Raw genomic sequence first — 15,257 nt, 5'->3', positions numbered from 1 at the left:
CATGAGAGTTCTGCGAAGGTCACCCGCCCTGGCGTGCGCCCTGGCCCTGCTGGCCACCGCCCTGTCGGGCGCCGTCCCCGCCCACGCCGCCGCCGGCGACCCGGTGATCGCGCCGGAGGTGCTGGCGAGCTTCGACGCACGCCCCACCACGGACTTCTGGGTGCGCTTGTCGGGCAAGGCCGACCTCGCCCCCGCCAAGAAGATCGCCGGCCGCACCGCCCGCGGCCGGGACGTGGTCGAGCGGCTGCGCGCCAGAGCCGGCCGCGACCAGGAGCCGCTGCGCAAGCTGCTCACGGCGGAAGGCGTGAAGTCCACGGCGTACTGGGTCACCAACGCCGTCTACGTCAAGAACGCCTCGCAGGCGCTGGCCAAGAAGATCGCGGCGTTACCCGGCGTGGAGGAGATCCGCGCGCCGGTCACGTACACCATCCCCGAGCCGACCCGGAGCACGCTCGCCGGGGCCGCCGCCGACACGGGCCTCACCTGGGGCCTGATCAACATCAACGCCGACGACGTGTGGGAGCGGACCGGCCGCCGCGGCGAGGACATCGTCGTCGCCAACATCGACTCCGGCGTCCAGTACGACCACCCCGCCCTGGTCACGAGCTACCGGGGCGCCAACGCCGACGGCACCTTCACCCACGACCACAACTGGTACGACCCGCTGCGCGAGTGCCCGAGCGAGGCGCCGTGCGACAACAACTCCCACGGCACCCACACCATGGGCACCATGGCCGGCGACGACGGCCAGGGCAACCAGATCGGCGTCGCCCCCGGCGTGCGCTGGATCGCCGCCAAGGGCTGCACCGGCAGCACATGCTCGGAGGAGGCGCTCGTCGCGTCCTCGCAGTGGATGCTCGCGCCCACCGACTCCACCGGCGCCAATCCCGACGCGTCCAAGCGCCCGCACATCGTCAACAACTCGTGGGGCGCGAGCCTGACCACCCAGCCGTTCATGGAGGACATTCAGCTCGCCTGGGCTGCCTCCGGCATCATGGGCATCTGGTCCAACGGCAACGACGGCCCCGGCTGCCAGACCTCGGGATCGCCCGGCGGGCGCATCATCAACTACTCGGTCGGCGCGTACGACGCCGACAACAAGATCGCGAGTTTCTCCAGCCGCGGTCCCGGCCAGGACGGCGAGATCAAGCCGAACATCTCCGCGCCCGGCGTGAACGTCCGCTCCTCGGTGCCCGGCGGCTCCTACGCCTTCTACAACGGCACCTCCATGGCGGCGCCGCACGTCGCGGGAGCGGTGGCGCTGCTGTGGTCGGCCCGCCCCGAGTACGTGCGCGACATCGCGGCCACCCGCCTGCTGCTCGACCTGTCGGCCATCGACACCGACGACACCAGCTGCGGCGGCACCGCGGCCGACAACGCCGTCTACGGCGAGGGCCGCCTCGACGCCCTGGCCCTGGTCGAGGCCGGGACGCGCGGCACCGCCACGCTGGCCGGCACCGTCACGGACGCCTCCACCGGCCGGCCGGTGGAGGGCGCCACCGTCACCCTCACCGGCCCGCTGACCCGGACCTCCACCCTCGGCGCCGACGGCACCTACCGCTACACCCTCGTCGCCGGCGAGTACCGGCTCAAGGCCGAGGCGTTCGGCTACCAGACCACGACGAGGACCGCCACCCTGGACAAGGACGGCTCCCTCACCCTGGACGTCGCCCTGGCGCAGACCGAGCGGATCGACCTGACCGGCACCGTCGCCGACGCCTCCGGCCTCGGCCGCGGGCTCGCCGCGCAGATCACCGCCGACGACGGCAAGGGCCACACCTGGAGCGCCGAGTCCGACCCCGAAACCGGCGCCTACACCCTGCCTCTGCTCCCGTCGATGACCTACACCCTCACCACCCGCCCCACCGAGCCCGGCTACGACCCGTCCGTCCAGCAGGTCACCATGGGTGAGACGGGCCGGCGGTTCGACATCGGCCTGACCGTCTCCCTGTCCTGCGTCGCCCGCGGCTACGAGGTGATCCGCGACGGCAGCACCGAGCCGTTCGACGCGGCCAAGGCGCCCAAGGGCTGGACGGTCACCAACGTCGACCCCGGCATCCCCAACTACACCCACCAGCCCGGCTGGGTCTTCACCGACGACGGCGGACGGGGCAACCACACCGGCGGCACGGGCGGGTTCGCCATCGTGGACTCCCTGAACTCCGGCAAGGGCCACCTTCAGGACACCTACCTGACCAGCCCCTCCTACGACCTGACCGCCAGGAGCTCGGTGACCCTGGAGTTCGCCCACGACCTGAGGCCGGCGGTCAACTCCACGACCGGCGTCGACCTCAGCGTGGACGGGGGACGTACCTGGAAGACCGTGTGGTCGGCCAAGGGCTTCCCCGGCGCACCCGGACCGGCCGTGCACGTCATCCCGCTGCCGGACGCCGCCGGGCAGGCCGACGTACGGGTCCGCCTCCACTACCGGGGCCAGCTGTCCGGCTGGTGGGCCGTCGATGACCTGTTCGTCGGCGACCGTACCTGCCGCCCCGCAGCGGCCTGACCCCGCTCCCACACGCCGCTGCCCCCGGGTCCCGGGGGCAGCGGCGCCTTCGTCGTGCGTGTCAGTGGCGACGGCCCTCACCCGGAACTCCTCATTCCGGCTGCTGAAACGGGCCCTGATGCCCGGCGCCGAAGGGGCCGCGCAGCTTGACGGTCTCCGTCCAGAGGCGTTCGGCGGCCGCCCGGTCGTAGGAGGCGGGTGAGGAGGCGACCGGGGTGAGCCGGTTGTAGTAGGCGCCGGCGGTGACCGATGCGTCCGAGGCGAGCCGTGCGACGGGTTCGGCGCCGCTCGCGGCGGAGCCCGCCATCGCGTTGCCGAGGATCCGGATGGCGAGGGGGAAGTCGCGGCCGAGATCGGTGCGGACCATGCCGGGATGGACGGCGGCGACGGTGAGCGAGGGGTGGCGGCGCAGCAGCTCGTACGTGAACAGCAGGTTGGCCAGTTTGGTACGGCTGTAGACGAGGAACGGGTCGTAGGCCCGCCGGCTCTGCAGATCGTCGAAGTCCAGCGTGACCGGGCCCGAGCCGCGCAAGGGGGCACGGTGGCCTTCGGAGTTGACGTTGACGACCCGGCCGTCGCCCGCGAGCAGCAGGGGCAGGAGGTGGGAGGTCATGGAGTAGGGCGCCAGGTGGTGGACGGCGAAGTTGAGCTCCATGCCCTCGGCGGTCTCGCGGCGTTCAGGAGTCATCACGCCGGCGTTGTTGACCAGGGTGTCGATCCGGTCGACCGCGTCCGCCACCTGCCCGGCCGCTTGTGCGACTCCGGTGGCGGTGGCGACGTCCGCGGTGATGACCGTGGCGGTGGGCAGTTCGCGGGCCAGGCTCGCGGCGCGGGCGGGGTCGCGGCCGATCAGGACCATGCGGTGACCGGCGGCGCAGAGCCGCTGGGCGGCGAGCCTGCCGAGTCCGGAGGTGGCTCCTACCAGCACGATCGTCCTCATGCCAGCGCTCCGATCCTGGGCAGGCCGGCGGGGAGCCGCTGGAGCACGCCGGCGGCGCGGGCGTTCTTCTCGGCCTCGGTGATGATCCCGGTGTCGGTGCTGCCGGGTTCGACGACGGTGACGGGAACGTTCCATGCGGCCGCTTCCAGGCGGAGCGCGTCCGCCAGCGCGGCGAGCGCGGCCTTGCTCCCGGACGGCCCGGACGGCCCGGACGGCAGCGGCATGGGGGCGCGTGCGGTCGAGGCGCTGACGTTGACGATTCCGCCGCCGCCCTGCCGCAGTAACGGCAGGAAGGCCTTGGCGACGTACGCCGGGCCGATTCCGCCGCCGGCGCCGAGTACTGCCTGGGGCATGCCAGCCTCCACAAGTCCTCGGGGACATGTCCTTGGGTACATATCGCAGCGTGCACATGTCCCAAGGAACATGTCAAGATGGGTGCCGGAAAGGATGGCGCCGATGTCGTTGCGGTACGGCCTGCTCGGCCTGCTCGCCGAAGGGCCCGCCAGCGGCTATGACCTGGCCCGGCGGTTTCAGGAGGTGCTCGGCTCGGTCTGGCCGGCCCAGCACCCGAAGATCTACGCCGAGCTCAACAAGATGGCGGGCGAAGGGCTCATCGAGGTCGAGAGCGAGGGGCCGCGGCGGCGCAAGGCCTATCGGATCACCGACGCGGGGCTCGCCACGGTACGCCAGTGGCTGACCGAGGGCGAGGTCGATCACACGATGCGGCTCCAGCCGCTGCTGCGCTCGGCGTTCTTCTGGCTGATGGAGCCCGCCGAACTGCGCGCCCACCTGGACCGCGAGGCCGCCTTCTACCGGGGTGAGCTGGCCAAGTACCAGGCCTACGCGGAGGCCAAGGACCGGGGCGACTTCGGCGACGGCGCGCAGGTGCAGTCGTTCCGCATCGCGATCGAGGCGGCGATCCGGCTGTACGGTGCGCTGGCGGAATGGGCCGAATGGGCGCGGGACAAACAGAGCGGACCGGACATCCGCTGAGGCGGACGCTCGCCCCGGCGGGTCTCCGCCATGGAGGAAAGCCGTGTCCGGCCGGGTGGCCTCGCCTGCCGATGGCTGTGGCGCGGACGTTCAGGCCTGTTGCTGGAGCGCGGGAAACCGGCGGGCGTTGGTGGCCAGGGCGTCCAGGAAGCGGTCGATCAGCGGGTGCTCGCGGGTGCCCTGGCGGATGGCGGCATAGAGCGTACGGTGCATGCCCGGCCGGTGGGCGCCGAGGAGCCTGACGCTGGTGGCGTCCCCCAGCGTGTGGGGCGTGGCGATGGCGGGCAGGAGCGCGATCGCAGCGTGGTCAGCGCGGCGGGCAGCAGCGTACGGCCCAGCGTGGCGATGGTGCCCACGGCGAGCGTCCCGCGCAGGTCGCCGCCGAGTGAGGCGAGATCGGTCTCAGCGGCCTCCAGGCTCGCCAGAACGTGGCGCGCGTGACCGGCCAGTCGCCGCCCGGCGGTGGTCAGCCGGGCGGTACGCCCGCTGCGGTCGACGAGGGCCATGCCGACCTGCCGTTCGAGGGCGGCGATGCCGCCGTGTTCGGCCACCGCGAGGTGCAGGGCGGCGGCCTGGCCCCCAGCCTGGATGCGCTCCTCGTACTCGGCTCGGCCGTCGCCCAGGCGGCGTTCTTCGTCCTGCCTTTTCGCTTCCCGCTGACGGTTCGGCGGCCATACCTGCTCCCCCACTTGCAGTCGGCGCTGCGCAGCTCCGTTTCACCGCTCTTCGAGTGCTCAACCTTCCAGCCGGTAGAGCCGGCCTTCATCCGAGTGTCTTCGGCAACCCAAGGCCTCCCTTCTCCATGCCGCCCTGCTGCGTACCGACCATCGTGGTGACCTACATTTTCGATCCGCGCTGCCCGTGTCTCGGGCTTTTTGGCGTCGCCCACCCGGTAGAGGATCGTGTAGCGGTTCCGGCTGTCGAGTGCGGCGAAGAACTCGGCCGTGGCCGGGTCGGCGTCCAGCGCTGCTTGCGGGTCCTCCGGGATCGTGGCGGTCTTCTGTGAGGCATACGCTGCCTCACAGCGGCCGCCGGCCTTCGCCTCAAGCTACCTGTGTCTGGCCGGCGGGGCGCATCAGCCCGGCCTGCGATCTTCTCCTGCCTCGCCCCGCCCCGCCGGGTGTGCGTTCTATCGCGGGCAGAGTTGTTTCCGGAGATTCCCTCGCTCCCCCGCGTCGGACCTCAAGGAAAGGTGGGCCGGGCGGCGCCTTGAAGCGTCTGAGCGTCGGCGGTTCAGGTGGTCGTTCGCGGGGAGTGACGGCGGAGCGCCCAGCGGCGGAGCTCGTCGGTGCCCCAGACGATGACGGGGAAGGCGGCGATGAGGACGAGGACGTCGAGGGGCAGCGCCGCGGTTCCGAACATGCGCTGAAGGGGCGGCAGGTAGATCAGGGCGGCGGTGAAGGCCAGCTCGAAGGCGATGCCGCCCAGCAGCAGGGGGTTGCCGGCGAGGCCGACGTCGCGGAGGGAGGCGTGGTCGGTGCGGGCCGCGAAGGCGGTGCCGACCTGGCAGGCGACGAGTCCGGCGAACGTGGCCGTGGTGGCCGTCAGGTAGGCGTGGTGGAGCGGCCGGCCGGGTCCGGTCGGTCGCCCGGGTGCCATCCGGCCCTCCACAGCACGTAGAAGAACACCGCCATCGCCAGCACGGCGGAGACCACGCCGAGATACCCCCAGGCGCGGACGAGCATGGCCCGGGAGATGACGCCTTGGGACGCGGGGCGGGGAGGGCGGTTCATGAGGCCGGGTTCAGCGGGCTCGCGGCCCAGCGCCAGCGCCGGAAGGGTCTCGGTTCCCAGGTCGATGGCCAGGATCTGCAGGACGGTCAGCGGCAGCGGTACCAGCCCGCCGCTCAGCGCGAAGACCAGGAACGGCACGATCTCGGGAACGGCGTGGGCGAAGATGTACACGATGAACTTGCGTACGTTGTCGTAGACGCGGCGGCCCGATTCGATCGCGGTGACGATGGTGGCGAAGTTGTCGTCGGTGAGCACCATGGTGGCGGCTTCCCTGGCCACGTCCGTGCCCGAGCGGCCCATGGCGACGCCGATGTGGGCCCGGTGAAGTGCGGGGGCGTCGTTGACGCCGTCGCCGGTCATCGCCACGATCGACCCGTGCGCGCGCAGCGCGTCCGCGATCTTCAGTTTGGTCTCCGGCGAGGACCGGGCGAACACGATCTCGGCGTCGTCGGTGAGCAGTTCGTCCAGGTGGCCGTCGGTGAGCCGTTCGGCGTCCGCGACCACGTGCCGGCGCGGCACGCCGATGCCGACCTGCGCCGCGACGGCCGCCGCGGTGGCGCCGTTGTCGCCGGTCACGATGTGGATCCGCAACCCGGCGGTGTGGCAGCGGCGCACCGCGTCCGCCACTTCGGGGCGCGGAGGGTCGTACAGGCCCACCAGCCCGATCAGCTCCAGATCGGCCTCCGCAGCGCCGCGCCGCACCGGTGGCGTGGCGGCGGATACGGGACGGCCGGCGATCGCCAGTACTCGTAGCCCGTTGCGGGCGAGCCGGTCGACGGCCGCCAGTACGTTCGCGCGCTCGTGCTCTGGCAGGGTGCTGCGCGCGAGGACGGCCTCGGGTGCGCCCTTGACGTTGACGCGCATGCCCTGCCCGGCGGCGGGAGGGTCTCGCGTGACGGTCGACATCAGCCGCAGCCGGGGATCGAAGCGATACACCGCGACCAGCCGGGCGTCCCTGTCGGCCAGCCGGTGCGCGAGCCGGGAGACGGCGCCGCCGGCCGCCGCGATCAGGGCGGTCTCGGTCGGGTCCCCCTGCAACCGGCCGTCCTCGTCGCATGCGGCCGTGCTGCAGTCGGTCACCACCCGTGCCAGCTCGCCGGGCAGCGACGGCCGGTCCCCGTCTGTCACCACGCCGGTGTCAGGGGTCCAGAACGCCTGCACGTGCATCCGGTTCTGGGTCAGTGTGCCTGTCTTGTCGGTGCAGATGACGTTCGTGGACCCCAGGGTTTCCACCGCGCTGAGCCGCTTGACGACCGCTCCCTGCCGGGCCAGGACCCGCACGCCGATCGCCAGGGCCAGCGTGATGGTCGGCAGCAAGCCTTCGGGGACGTTGGCGACCAGCAACCCGATCGCGAACATCAGCGCGTCCCGCAGCGGCAGCCCTACCCACACGCCCACCAGCAGGAACACCACGCCGACGCCGGCGGCGACCATGGCGATCAGCCACGCCACCTTCCTGACCTGGATCTCCAGCGGGCTGGGCCGGCGGCGGGTGCGCTGGCTGAGCGCGGCGATGCGTCCCAGCTCGGTGTGAACGCCCGTGGCGAACACGATCCCGGCGGCCTGCCCGCCGACGCAGGTCGTGCCCGAGAACACGAGGTTGGGCTCGCTCTGCAACGCCACCCCTGCCTGGGCCGGGCCGGCGGCCCTTTCCACCGGCATCGACTCGCCGGTCAGCATGGACAGGTCCACCTCGACCGCGCCGTCGATCAGGCGGGCGTCGGCGGGCACCTTGTCGCCCTCCTCCAGCAGCAACAGATCACCCGGTACCAGCCGGCCGGCTTCGATGGTCCGGCGCCGGCCGTCGCGGATGACCTTGGCACGCTCGGGTACGTAGGCCGCCAGGGCTTCCACCGCGCGCTCGGCCTGACGTTCCTGCAGCAGCGCGAACGCCGCGTTCACCGCTATCACCGCCAGGATCGCCCAGCCCAGCACCGGCGTGCCCGCCACGAACGCCAGCGCACCCGCCGCCCACAGCAGCAGCGCCAGCGGGTGACACAGTTGCCGTGTCAGCTCCCCGGCCAGGGATGTGCGTTCGCGCCGCCGCACCTCGTTGAGGCCGTACACCGCCAGGCGCCTGGCCGCCTCCCGCTCCGACAAGCCGCCAGGCCCGGTGCCCAGCTCCTTCCTGAGCAACGGCAGTGGTTCGCGCGGATCGGCTGCTGCCGTAGCCGCCGGTCCAGCAGATGGACGATCCCCCATACGGGTCTGCCCTGCCCACGGTCGGCCGTTGCTAGCCAGGTCATCCGGGATCGCCGGTGCATGGCAGGCGCCGGGAACGGTTTCGATCACAGGGCCGGGCAGATGGCCCGGTCCGGTCATAGCCCCGCTGGAGACGTACGCCGGCGAAGAAGTGTCCTGACCTGCACATTCGTCGCATGTGCTGGTGCGCAGGAGTGGCACCTGATTCGTTGTCGCGTGCGTACATGACTACATATACTCCGCTCACACTCACTGTCCGGTTCGGTGGGGAGGGCGGAGATGTCGGGTCAGCACGGACACGGGCATCGGCATGACGGTGGGGTCCGCCGGGCCCTCGGGGGGATCAAGCATCTGCTCACCCCGCACAGCCACGACAGCGCGGACAGGACGGACGCCGCCCTGGAGTCCAGTGCGCGCGGGATGCGGGTGCTGGCCGTCTCGTTCGCCGCGCTCATGGTCACCGCCGTGGCCCAGGCGGTCATCGTCGCGTTCTCCGGCTCGGTGGCCCTGCTGGGTGACACGCTGCACAATGTCGCCGACGCGCTGACCGCCGTTCCGCTGGGGATCGCGTTCTGGATCGGGCGGCGGGCGGCCACTCGCCGGTTCACCTACGGGTACGGCCGGGCCGAGGACCTGGCGGGCGTGGTCATCGTGCTGCTCATCGCCGCCTCGGCCGGGCTCGCCGGGTACGAGGCGGTCACCCGTCTCGTCCATCCTCAGGACGTCGAAGCGCTCGGCTGGGTGGCCGGTGCGGGGTTCGTCGGGTTCCTGGGCAACGAGCTCGTCGCCCGCTACCGGATCAAGGTCGGGCGGGAGATCGGCTCGGCGGCCCTGGTGGCCGATGGGCTGCATGCCCGTACCGATGGCTTCACCTCGCTGGCCGTGCTGCTCGGTGCGGGCGGGACCGCGCTCGGTTTCCCCGTCGCCGACCCGATCGTGGGGCTGCTGATCACCGGTGCGATTCTGTTCGTGCTGCGGGATGCGGCGCGCGAGATCTACCACCGGCTCATGGACGCGGTGGACCCGGCGCTGGTCGAGCAGGCCGAGCGGATCCTCGCCGCCGTGCCCGGTGTCCGGCATGTGGGGGCGGTACGGCTGCGCTGGATCGGCCATGCGCTGCGTGCCGAGGTCGAGATCCAGGTGGATCACGAGTTGTCGCTGGTGGAGGCGCACGCGGTGGCAGTGGAGGCCGAGCATCGGCTGATCCACGAGCTGCCCCGGCTGAGGGCGGCAACGGTGCACGCCGACCCCGACGGCCCGGACGGGATCGACCACCACGCGCCCCTGCTCACCCATCGGTAGCGGGCGCGTCGTCCTTGCCCGGCGCGTGGCGGCGGGAGAGCATACGTTGTCATGTACGCACCTGACGACCACTCCCCCGCCGGCGACACGCCCAAGCGGCTCGAGCAGGCCGAGCGGTCACAGCGGGCAGAGCGGTCGGAGCAGCCGGCGCGTCCTGAGCAGCCCACCGACGAGCAGGTCGGTGCGGCGGTGGACGCGTTCCGGCTGCTGAGCGACGGCACGCGGCTGCGGTTGATGTGGTTGCTGTCCCACGGCGAGTACGACGTCGGCAGCCTCGCGGCGACCCTCGGCGTGGCGCGCCCCTCGGTCTCCCAGCATCTGGCGAAGCTCCGTTTGGGCGGGTTGGTGCAGACGCGGCGGGAGGGGCGGCGCGTGGTGTACCGGGCTCGGGACGCCCATGTCCGCTCGCTGATCCAGGAGATGCTGTTCCACGCCGATCACGAGGTGTCGGGCATCCCCCGCCACGACTGACCTGCCTGGCTCCGGAAAGGTCCGGCGGTGCGGCGTCTCGTCGGATGGCCCTGCGCGACGCGGACCACGTCCTCCCCCACCCGGCCGATCAACGCGCAGCCGCGGCGGTCTGGTACGGCGGCGAGCGCGGAGAGCCGTACCTGGCACCGCGGTTCCCCTTCAGACCACAGCCAAGGCCGTCGCCCCCTCGCTGAACCTGAGGTCGCGGCTTTCTTAACCATCGGCCGCCGGTCACCTTTCGCTACGCCCGCCCGTCCAGCTCATGTGCTAGCCATGGCACTGACCCACGCCCTCGAACCGCCGAACGCACCACCCTCAGTCGATGACGGCGGCTTGGACATCTGCGGCAGGAGCTCGAAGACGACGATGTCAGACTCATTCCGTGAACGCTGGCGTGCCAGATTGCATGCGTTCCGTCAGGGCTGGCGCACCAGCGTGCTGGTGCACAGTTTCCCGTGGACGGCGCGGCTGCTGGTACCACTGGCGGTGCCCACCCTCCTCGTGTCCCTCCCGGTGGCCGCCGTGGGATTCCTGCTCGGCATCCCGGTGATCGGTGATGCGGGAGCTGTGATCAACGGCAGGGTCACCCTGCTTTCGCCGCTTTCGTGGCCGGCGCTCACGGGGGCGGTCGCGTTGACGATCGGCTGGGCGCTCGCGCAGACCGTGGCGCTGGCCGCGGCGATGCTGATCGCGGCCGGAGCGATGCTGGGGAGAACACGTGCCCTCGCTCGCCGCCCTGCGAGTGGTGCTGCGACGCGCGCCGGCCACCCTCACGCTCGGCATGCTCGCGCTGCTCGCGATCGCGACCATCGCTGCAGCGGGTCTGGTCTTGGCCGAGGTGGCCGGTCAGGTCTGGCTGCTGCTGTCGCTCCCTGTTCTGGCCCTGCCGGCGACACCCGTCATGCAGCTCCTGCTGGCTGTTCCCGCCGTCCTTCTGGAGGGGCGCCCGGTGCGACAGGCCCTCGGGCGCGCCCGTCACTTGGCCATGATCAGCGTGCCGCGCACCGAATACACACTGCTCGCCGGCACGGTGGTGCTACCCGTACTGGCCTGGTGGGGACTGCACCGGCTCGTGCTGCCCCACGCGATAGCGGCCGCCGCCAGTGGAATGGCGTTCGCCGTGTTGTCCGTGCTGACCGGCGCTTTCCAGGCGGTCCTGCTCAGCAGGATCTTCCTGGTCCTGCTACTCCTGAAGGAAGACGAAGCGGCCCTCCATGAGGTCGCACGCAGGCTTCCGGACGCACCGCCCGCCGCTGCCAGGCGCGTGTGGGTGCTCGCGGCTTCGGCGCTGCTGCCCGGCCTCGTGTACGGGGGCACCGTGCTGATCAACCCGCTGGGCTGGGTGAAGGCCACGGAAACGAGCCTGGCAGAGGGGTGGGCCCATGGCAGTGGGCAGTCGATGGAGTCGGGCGGCCTGGGCTCCTTCAGATTCGATCTGAAGGCCCTGTATCCGGGAGCCGATCGGCCGCTGACCATGGTCATGGACAGCAGCGATGTGACCGGAGCCGGCGTGTTCATGTGCGACGACGCCGACGGCGACTGCACGTTCGCGTGGTCGGATAATCCGCGGCAGTACGGACCTGTGGCGGCCGGCACCAGGCTGGCCGATGGGCGTGTGGTCTTGGCCGTATGGAATAAGGAACCGGGAGAACACGACCACCGCCGGGCCCTGGTCCGGCTCGGCCTGCTGATATGTGACCGGGGGAAGTGCACCGCCCCGCAAGGGGGTAAGCCGATCTCCGGCCCCGTCCACGGCAATGGCCGTTCCGTAGCCATCGCCACACGGCCTAACGGCGGCCTGGTCGTCGCTTGGGAGGAGGACGACCCGAAGGTACATGCCCTCTCTTTCGCATACTGCGACGACCCGATCTGTTCTCGCCCCGAACGCAGGATGTCCACCCATGTGGCCACGCGGGCTTCGATCTATGGGAACAGCCTGGCGCTGGTGGTCGGCCCGGACGACCGGCTGGTGGCAGCCCTGGCCGATGCGGGTGAGGCCGCCGATTACGTGCTGACCTGCGCCGATGCGGCCTGCACAACCCCGCACGTGGCGAGATCGGAGATCAGCAGGTTCGGCCTCGGGCAGGCGAGCACGGCGCTTTCGATGGCGCTGCGAGCGGATGGACGACCGATCATCGCGCAGCGCGAGGCCTGGGGCTCGATCAGCCTGCTCGACTGCCGCGACCAGGCCTGCACTCGGTTCGACGACGTCCCGCTGGCGGCCGATGGCAGCGTCCCCGCTCTGTCACTGGATGCGGCCGGAAGGGCGCTGGTGGCCTACCTCGACAAGGACACTCGTCTGATCATGCTGGCCTCATGCGCGCGCGGCACGTGCGACACCGCCCCCGTCGCCAGAGCCCGGCACGGTGTCGACGGATCCGTGACCATGATGGTGAGCGACCGAGGACAGCCGGTGATCGCGTGGTTGGACGATCAGCGAACCCCGCATGAGGATGAATGGGAGCTCAGGGTCACTGTTGTGCGTGATGGCGGGCGTATCGCTGAGTTCCCGGTTTCCGGCCCCAGGGCCGGGAGAACTGCGTAGATGCTCCGGCACGTCATGACGGCGACGGGGGCACCCGGGATTTCCAGGATGTGGAAGTGCTCCGCATCACCTGACGTTTCCGAGCGCGTGAAGGCGCCACCGTCATGGACGTCCGCTGAACACGCCTTGATGTGCACGGGCGTAGCGTCGGTGTCATGAGGGGTCGCCGGCGGTGAGGAGGCACACCATGGCAGGCAAGACTCAGGTCAAGGTCCGGGTGCGCCGGGTCTATGACGAGCCGCGGGACGACGACGGCACCCGGGTGCTGGTGGACCGGCTCTGGCCGCGCGGCCTGTCCAAGGACAGGGCCGCCCTCGATGAGTGGTGCAAGCAGGTCGCCCCGTCGACGGAGCTGCGCACCTGGTATCGCCACGACCCGGGGCTGTTCGCCGAGTTCGCCCGCCGCTACCGCGGCGAGCTGGAGGAGCCCGAGCGGGCGGAGGCGGTCGCGCACTTGCGCGAGCTCGCCCGAGATGGCGTGCTGACGCTGCTCACCGCGACCAGGCAGGCGGAGATCAGTGAGGCGGCCGTGCTCGCCGAGGTGCTCCAGGAATGATCATCATGCGGCGAGGAGGTCCGGCATGGGGTACAACGTCGCGCAGAAACTGATCGCATCGCATCTCGTGTCCGGTGACATGACCGCCGGGCGGGAGATCGGGCTGCGGATCGACCAGACGCTCACGCAGGACGCGACCGGCACCCTGGTGATGCTGGAGCTCGAGGCGATGGACCTGGACCGGGCCCGCGCCGAGGTGTCGGTGCAGTACGTCGATCACAACCTGCTCCAGGCCGACGGCAAGAACGCCGAGGACCATGCCTTCCTGCGTTCGGCCTGTCACCGTTTCGGCCTGTGGTACTCCAAGCCGGGCAACGGCGTCTCCCACCCGACCCACATGCAGCGGTTCGGCGTTCCCGGCAAAACGCTGGCCGGCTCGGACAGTCACACGCCGGCGGCGGGTTCGCTGGGGATGCTGGCGATCGGGCTGGGCGGCATCGAGGTGGCGATGGCGATCGCCGGTGAACCGGTGTATCTGCGCATGCCCGAGATCTGGGGGGTGCGGCTGACCGGCGAGCCGCCGGCCTGGGTGAGCGCCAAGGACGTCATCCTCGAGATGCTGCGCCGGCACGGCGTCAAGGGCGGCGTGAACCGGATCATCGAGTACCACGGCCCCGGGCTGGCGCATCTGACGGCGATGGACCGGCATGTGATCGCGAACATGGGGGCCGAGCTCGGCGCGACCACCACGGTGTTCCCCGCCGACGATCAGGTCAGGGCGTTCCTACGGGCCGAGCGGCGCGAGCACGACTTCGCCGAGCTGCTCGCCGACACCGACGCCGGCTACGACGTCACCGACGAGATCGACCTGTCGCGGCTGGAGCCGCTGATCGCGCTGCCCAGTTCGCCGGGGAACGTGGTCCCGGTGCGGGAGGCGGCCGGCCGGCCGGTGGATCAGGTGGTGGTCGGTTCCTCGGCCAACCCGGGGTTGCGCGATTTCGCGATCGTCGCGGCCATCGTGGCGGGGCGGCAGGCGCATCCGGGGGTGTCGTTCGACGTCAACCCGAGCTCGCGGCAGATCCTTCAGGATCTGACGAAGATGGGCGCCACGTTCACGCTGATCTCGGCGGGGGCGCGGCTGCACCAGTCCGGGTGCATGGGCTGCATCGGCATGGGCCAGGCTCCGGCCGAAGGGCACAACAGCCTGCGCACGTTCCCGCGGAACTTCCCCGGCCGGTCCGGGACGCGTGCGGACGCGGTGTTCCTCTGCTCTCCCGAGACCGCCGCCGCGGCCGCGCTGACCGGCCGGATCACCGACCCGCGCGACCTGCCGCACCTGCTCGGCATCGCCTACCCGCATCTGGAGCTGCCGGCCGAGTCCAGCGTGAACACCGCCATGCTCGAACCGCCGCCTCCGGTCCAGGAGTCCAGGGCGGAGCTGGTCAAGGGGGCGAACATCTCCTCGCTGCCCGATCTGCCGCCGCTGCCCGGCAGGGTGGAGGCGCCGGTCGCGCTCAAGGTCGGCGATGACGTCTCCACCGATGAGATCCTGCCCGCGGGGGCTCGGGTGCTGCCGTACCGGAGCAACATCCCGAAGCTGGCGGAGTTCACGTTCGCGCAGATCGACGAGAGCTACGCCGGCCGGGCGCGCGCCTCTCGCGGCAGCGGGCACATCGTGGTCGGCGGCGCCAACTACGGTCAGGGCTCCTCGCGCGAGCATGCCGTGATCGCTCCCCGCTACCTCGGTCTGCGCATGGTCCTGGCGGTGTCGTTCGCGCGCATCCACTGGCAGAACCTGGCCAACTTCGGCGTGCTCGCGCTGGAGTTCGCCGATCCGCGCGACTACGACCGCATCCAGCAGGGCGACACGCTCGTCCTGGATGATCTGCGGCGGGCGATCGGCTCGGGCGAGACCGAGCTCACGGTCCGCAACGCCACCCGGGATGAGCGGTACGCCGCCCGGCACCGGCTGTCCGCGCGGCAGGTCGCGATGGTGCTGGCCGGTGGGCTGATCCCCTGGCTGCGCGAGCGGCAGAGGCCGCCCGCCTCCCGCGAGACCAGGTGAGGCC

At 71.2% G+C, this 15,257-nt stretch carries 13 protein-coding genes and 1 pseudogene; 8 read left to right on the top strand and 6 right to left on the bottom strand.

The window, feature by feature from the left end; translation table 11 throughout:
* Position 1: 1 nt before the first annotated feature.
* Positions 2-2,506: a S8 family serine peptidase gene (locus tag ACGFIM_RS00980; protein ID WP_393192534.1), complete on the top strand. Its 2,505-nt coding sequence runs from the start codon at positions 2-4 to the stop codon at positions 2,504-2,506.
* Between the two features lie 91 nt (positions 2,507-2,597).
* Here ACGFIM_RS00980 and ACGFIM_RS00975 read toward each other — a convergent pair whose 3' ends face one another.
* The gene (locus ACGFIM_RS00975) at positions 2,598-3,446 is read right to left on the bottom strand and encodes an SDR family NAD(P)-dependent oxidoreductase (RefSeq protein ID WP_393192532.1); all 849 of its coding nucleotides are present in this window, start codon (positions 3,444-3,446) and stop codon (positions 2,598-2,600) included.
* Positions 3,443-3,799, bottom strand: coding sequence for an SDR family NAD(P)-dependent oxidoreductase (locus ACGFIM_RS00970; RefSeq protein WP_393192529.1), 357 nt, complete (start codon positions 3,797-3,799; stop codon positions 3,443-3,445). Before ACGFIM_RS00970 ends, ACGFIM_RS00975 begins: the two co-directional genes overlap by 4 nt.
* 103 nt (positions 3,800-3,902) lie before the next feature.
* On the opposite strand from ACGFIM_RS00970, the gene ACGFIM_RS00965 reads away from it, so the two are divergent.
* Entirely contained in the window at positions 3,903-4,439 is a 537-nt protein-coding gene (locus ACGFIM_RS00965; RefSeq protein WP_393192526.1) for a PadR family transcriptional regulator, read from the top strand.
* Positions 4,440-4,529: 90 nt separating this feature from the next.
* Here ACGFIM_RS00965 and ACGFIM_RS00960 read toward each other — a convergent pair whose 3' ends face one another.
* On the bottom strand, positions 4,530-4,652 hold the full coding sequence (locus tag ACGFIM_RS00960) for a hypothetical protein (protein ID WP_393192523.1): 123 nt from the start codon (positions 4,650-4,652) through the stop codon (positions 4,530-4,532).
* Positions 4,653-4,876: 224 nt separating this feature from the next.
* Here ACGFIM_RS00960 and ACGFIM_RS00955 point away from each other — a divergent pair, with 224 nt between their 5' ends.
* Positions 4,877-5,275 (top strand): hypothetical protein, encoded by a 399-nt coding sequence (locus ACGFIM_RS00955; protein WP_393192520.1) that lies wholly within the window; start codon positions 4,877-4,879, stop codon positions 5,273-5,275.
* 17 nt (positions 5,276-5,292) lie between these two features.
* On the opposite strand, the pseudogene ACGFIM_RS00950 reads toward ACGFIM_RS00955, so the two are convergent.
* The 3 genes and pseudogenes from ACGFIM_RS00950 to ACGFIM_RS00940 all read right to left on the bottom strand — a co-directional run.
* Positions 5,293-5,427: pseudogene (locus tag ACGFIM_RS00950) on the bottom strand (YdeI/OmpD-associated family protein); the annotation flags it as partial.
* 245 nt (positions 5,428-5,672) lie between these two features.
* The gene (locus ACGFIM_RS00945; protein ID WP_393192518.1) at positions 5,673-6,038 is read right to left on the bottom strand and encodes a cation transporting ATPase C-terminal domain-containing protein; all 366 of its coding nucleotides are present in this window, start codon (positions 6,036-6,038) and stop codon (positions 5,673-5,675) included.
* Positions 5,984-8,308: a cation-translocating P-type ATPase gene (locus tag ACGFIM_RS00940; protein WP_393192515.1), complete on the bottom strand. Its 2,325-nt coding sequence runs from the start codon at positions 8,306-8,308 to the stop codon at positions 5,984-5,986. The genes ACGFIM_RS00945 and ACGFIM_RS00940 overlap by 55 nt, the downstream gene beginning before the upstream one ends.
* A 345-nt stretch (positions 8,309-8,653) precedes the next feature.
* Here ACGFIM_RS00940 and ACGFIM_RS00935 point away from each other — a divergent pair, with 345 nt between their 5' ends.
* From ACGFIM_RS00935 to ACGFIM_RS00915, 5 genes are all read left to right on the top strand, one after another.
* Positions 8,654-9,676 carry a cation diffusion facilitator family transporter gene (locus ACGFIM_RS00935; RefSeq protein WP_393192512.1) on the top strand — a complete coding sequence of 341 codons (1,023 nt, stop codon included), beginning with the start codon at positions 8,654-8,656 and terminating at the stop codon, positions 9,674-9,676.
* Positions 9,677-9,727: 51 nt separating this feature from the next.
* Positions 9,728-10,147, top strand: coding sequence for an ArsR/SmtB family transcription factor (locus ACGFIM_RS00930; protein ID WP_393192509.1), 420 nt, complete (start codon positions 9,728-9,730; stop codon positions 10,145-10,147).
* 718 nt (positions 10,148-10,865) lie between these two features.
* Positions 10,866-12,692, top strand: a complete 1,827-nt coding sequence (locus ACGFIM_RS00925) for a hypothetical protein (protein WP_393192506.1) — start codon at positions 10,866-10,868, stop codon at positions 12,690-12,692.
* A gap of 187 nt (positions 12,693-12,879) precedes the next feature.
* Positions 12,880-13,248 (top strand): DUF488 domain-containing protein, encoded by a 369-nt coding sequence (locus tag ACGFIM_RS00920; protein WP_393192503.1) that lies wholly within the window; start codon positions 12,880-12,882, stop codon positions 13,246-13,248.
* A 25-nt stretch (positions 13,249-13,273) separates the two neighbouring features.
* Positions 13,274-15,253 carry an aconitate hydratase gene (locus tag ACGFIM_RS00915; protein WP_393192500.1) on the top strand — a complete coding sequence of 660 codons (1,980 nt, stop codon included), beginning with the start codon at positions 13,274-13,276 and terminating at the stop codon, positions 15,251-15,253.
* Positions 15,254-15,257 lie beyond the last annotated feature (4 nt).

This window comes from Nonomuraea sp. NPDC049309, assembly GCF_043196965.1.
Taxonomy (GTDB): domain Bacteria; phylum Actinomycetota; class Actinomycetes; order Streptosporangiales; family Streptosporangiaceae; genus Nonomuraea; species Nonomuraea fastidiosa.
The sequence above is the reverse complement of the archived record's forward strand: the minus strand, read 5'-3'. Positions and strand labels throughout refer to the sequence as shown.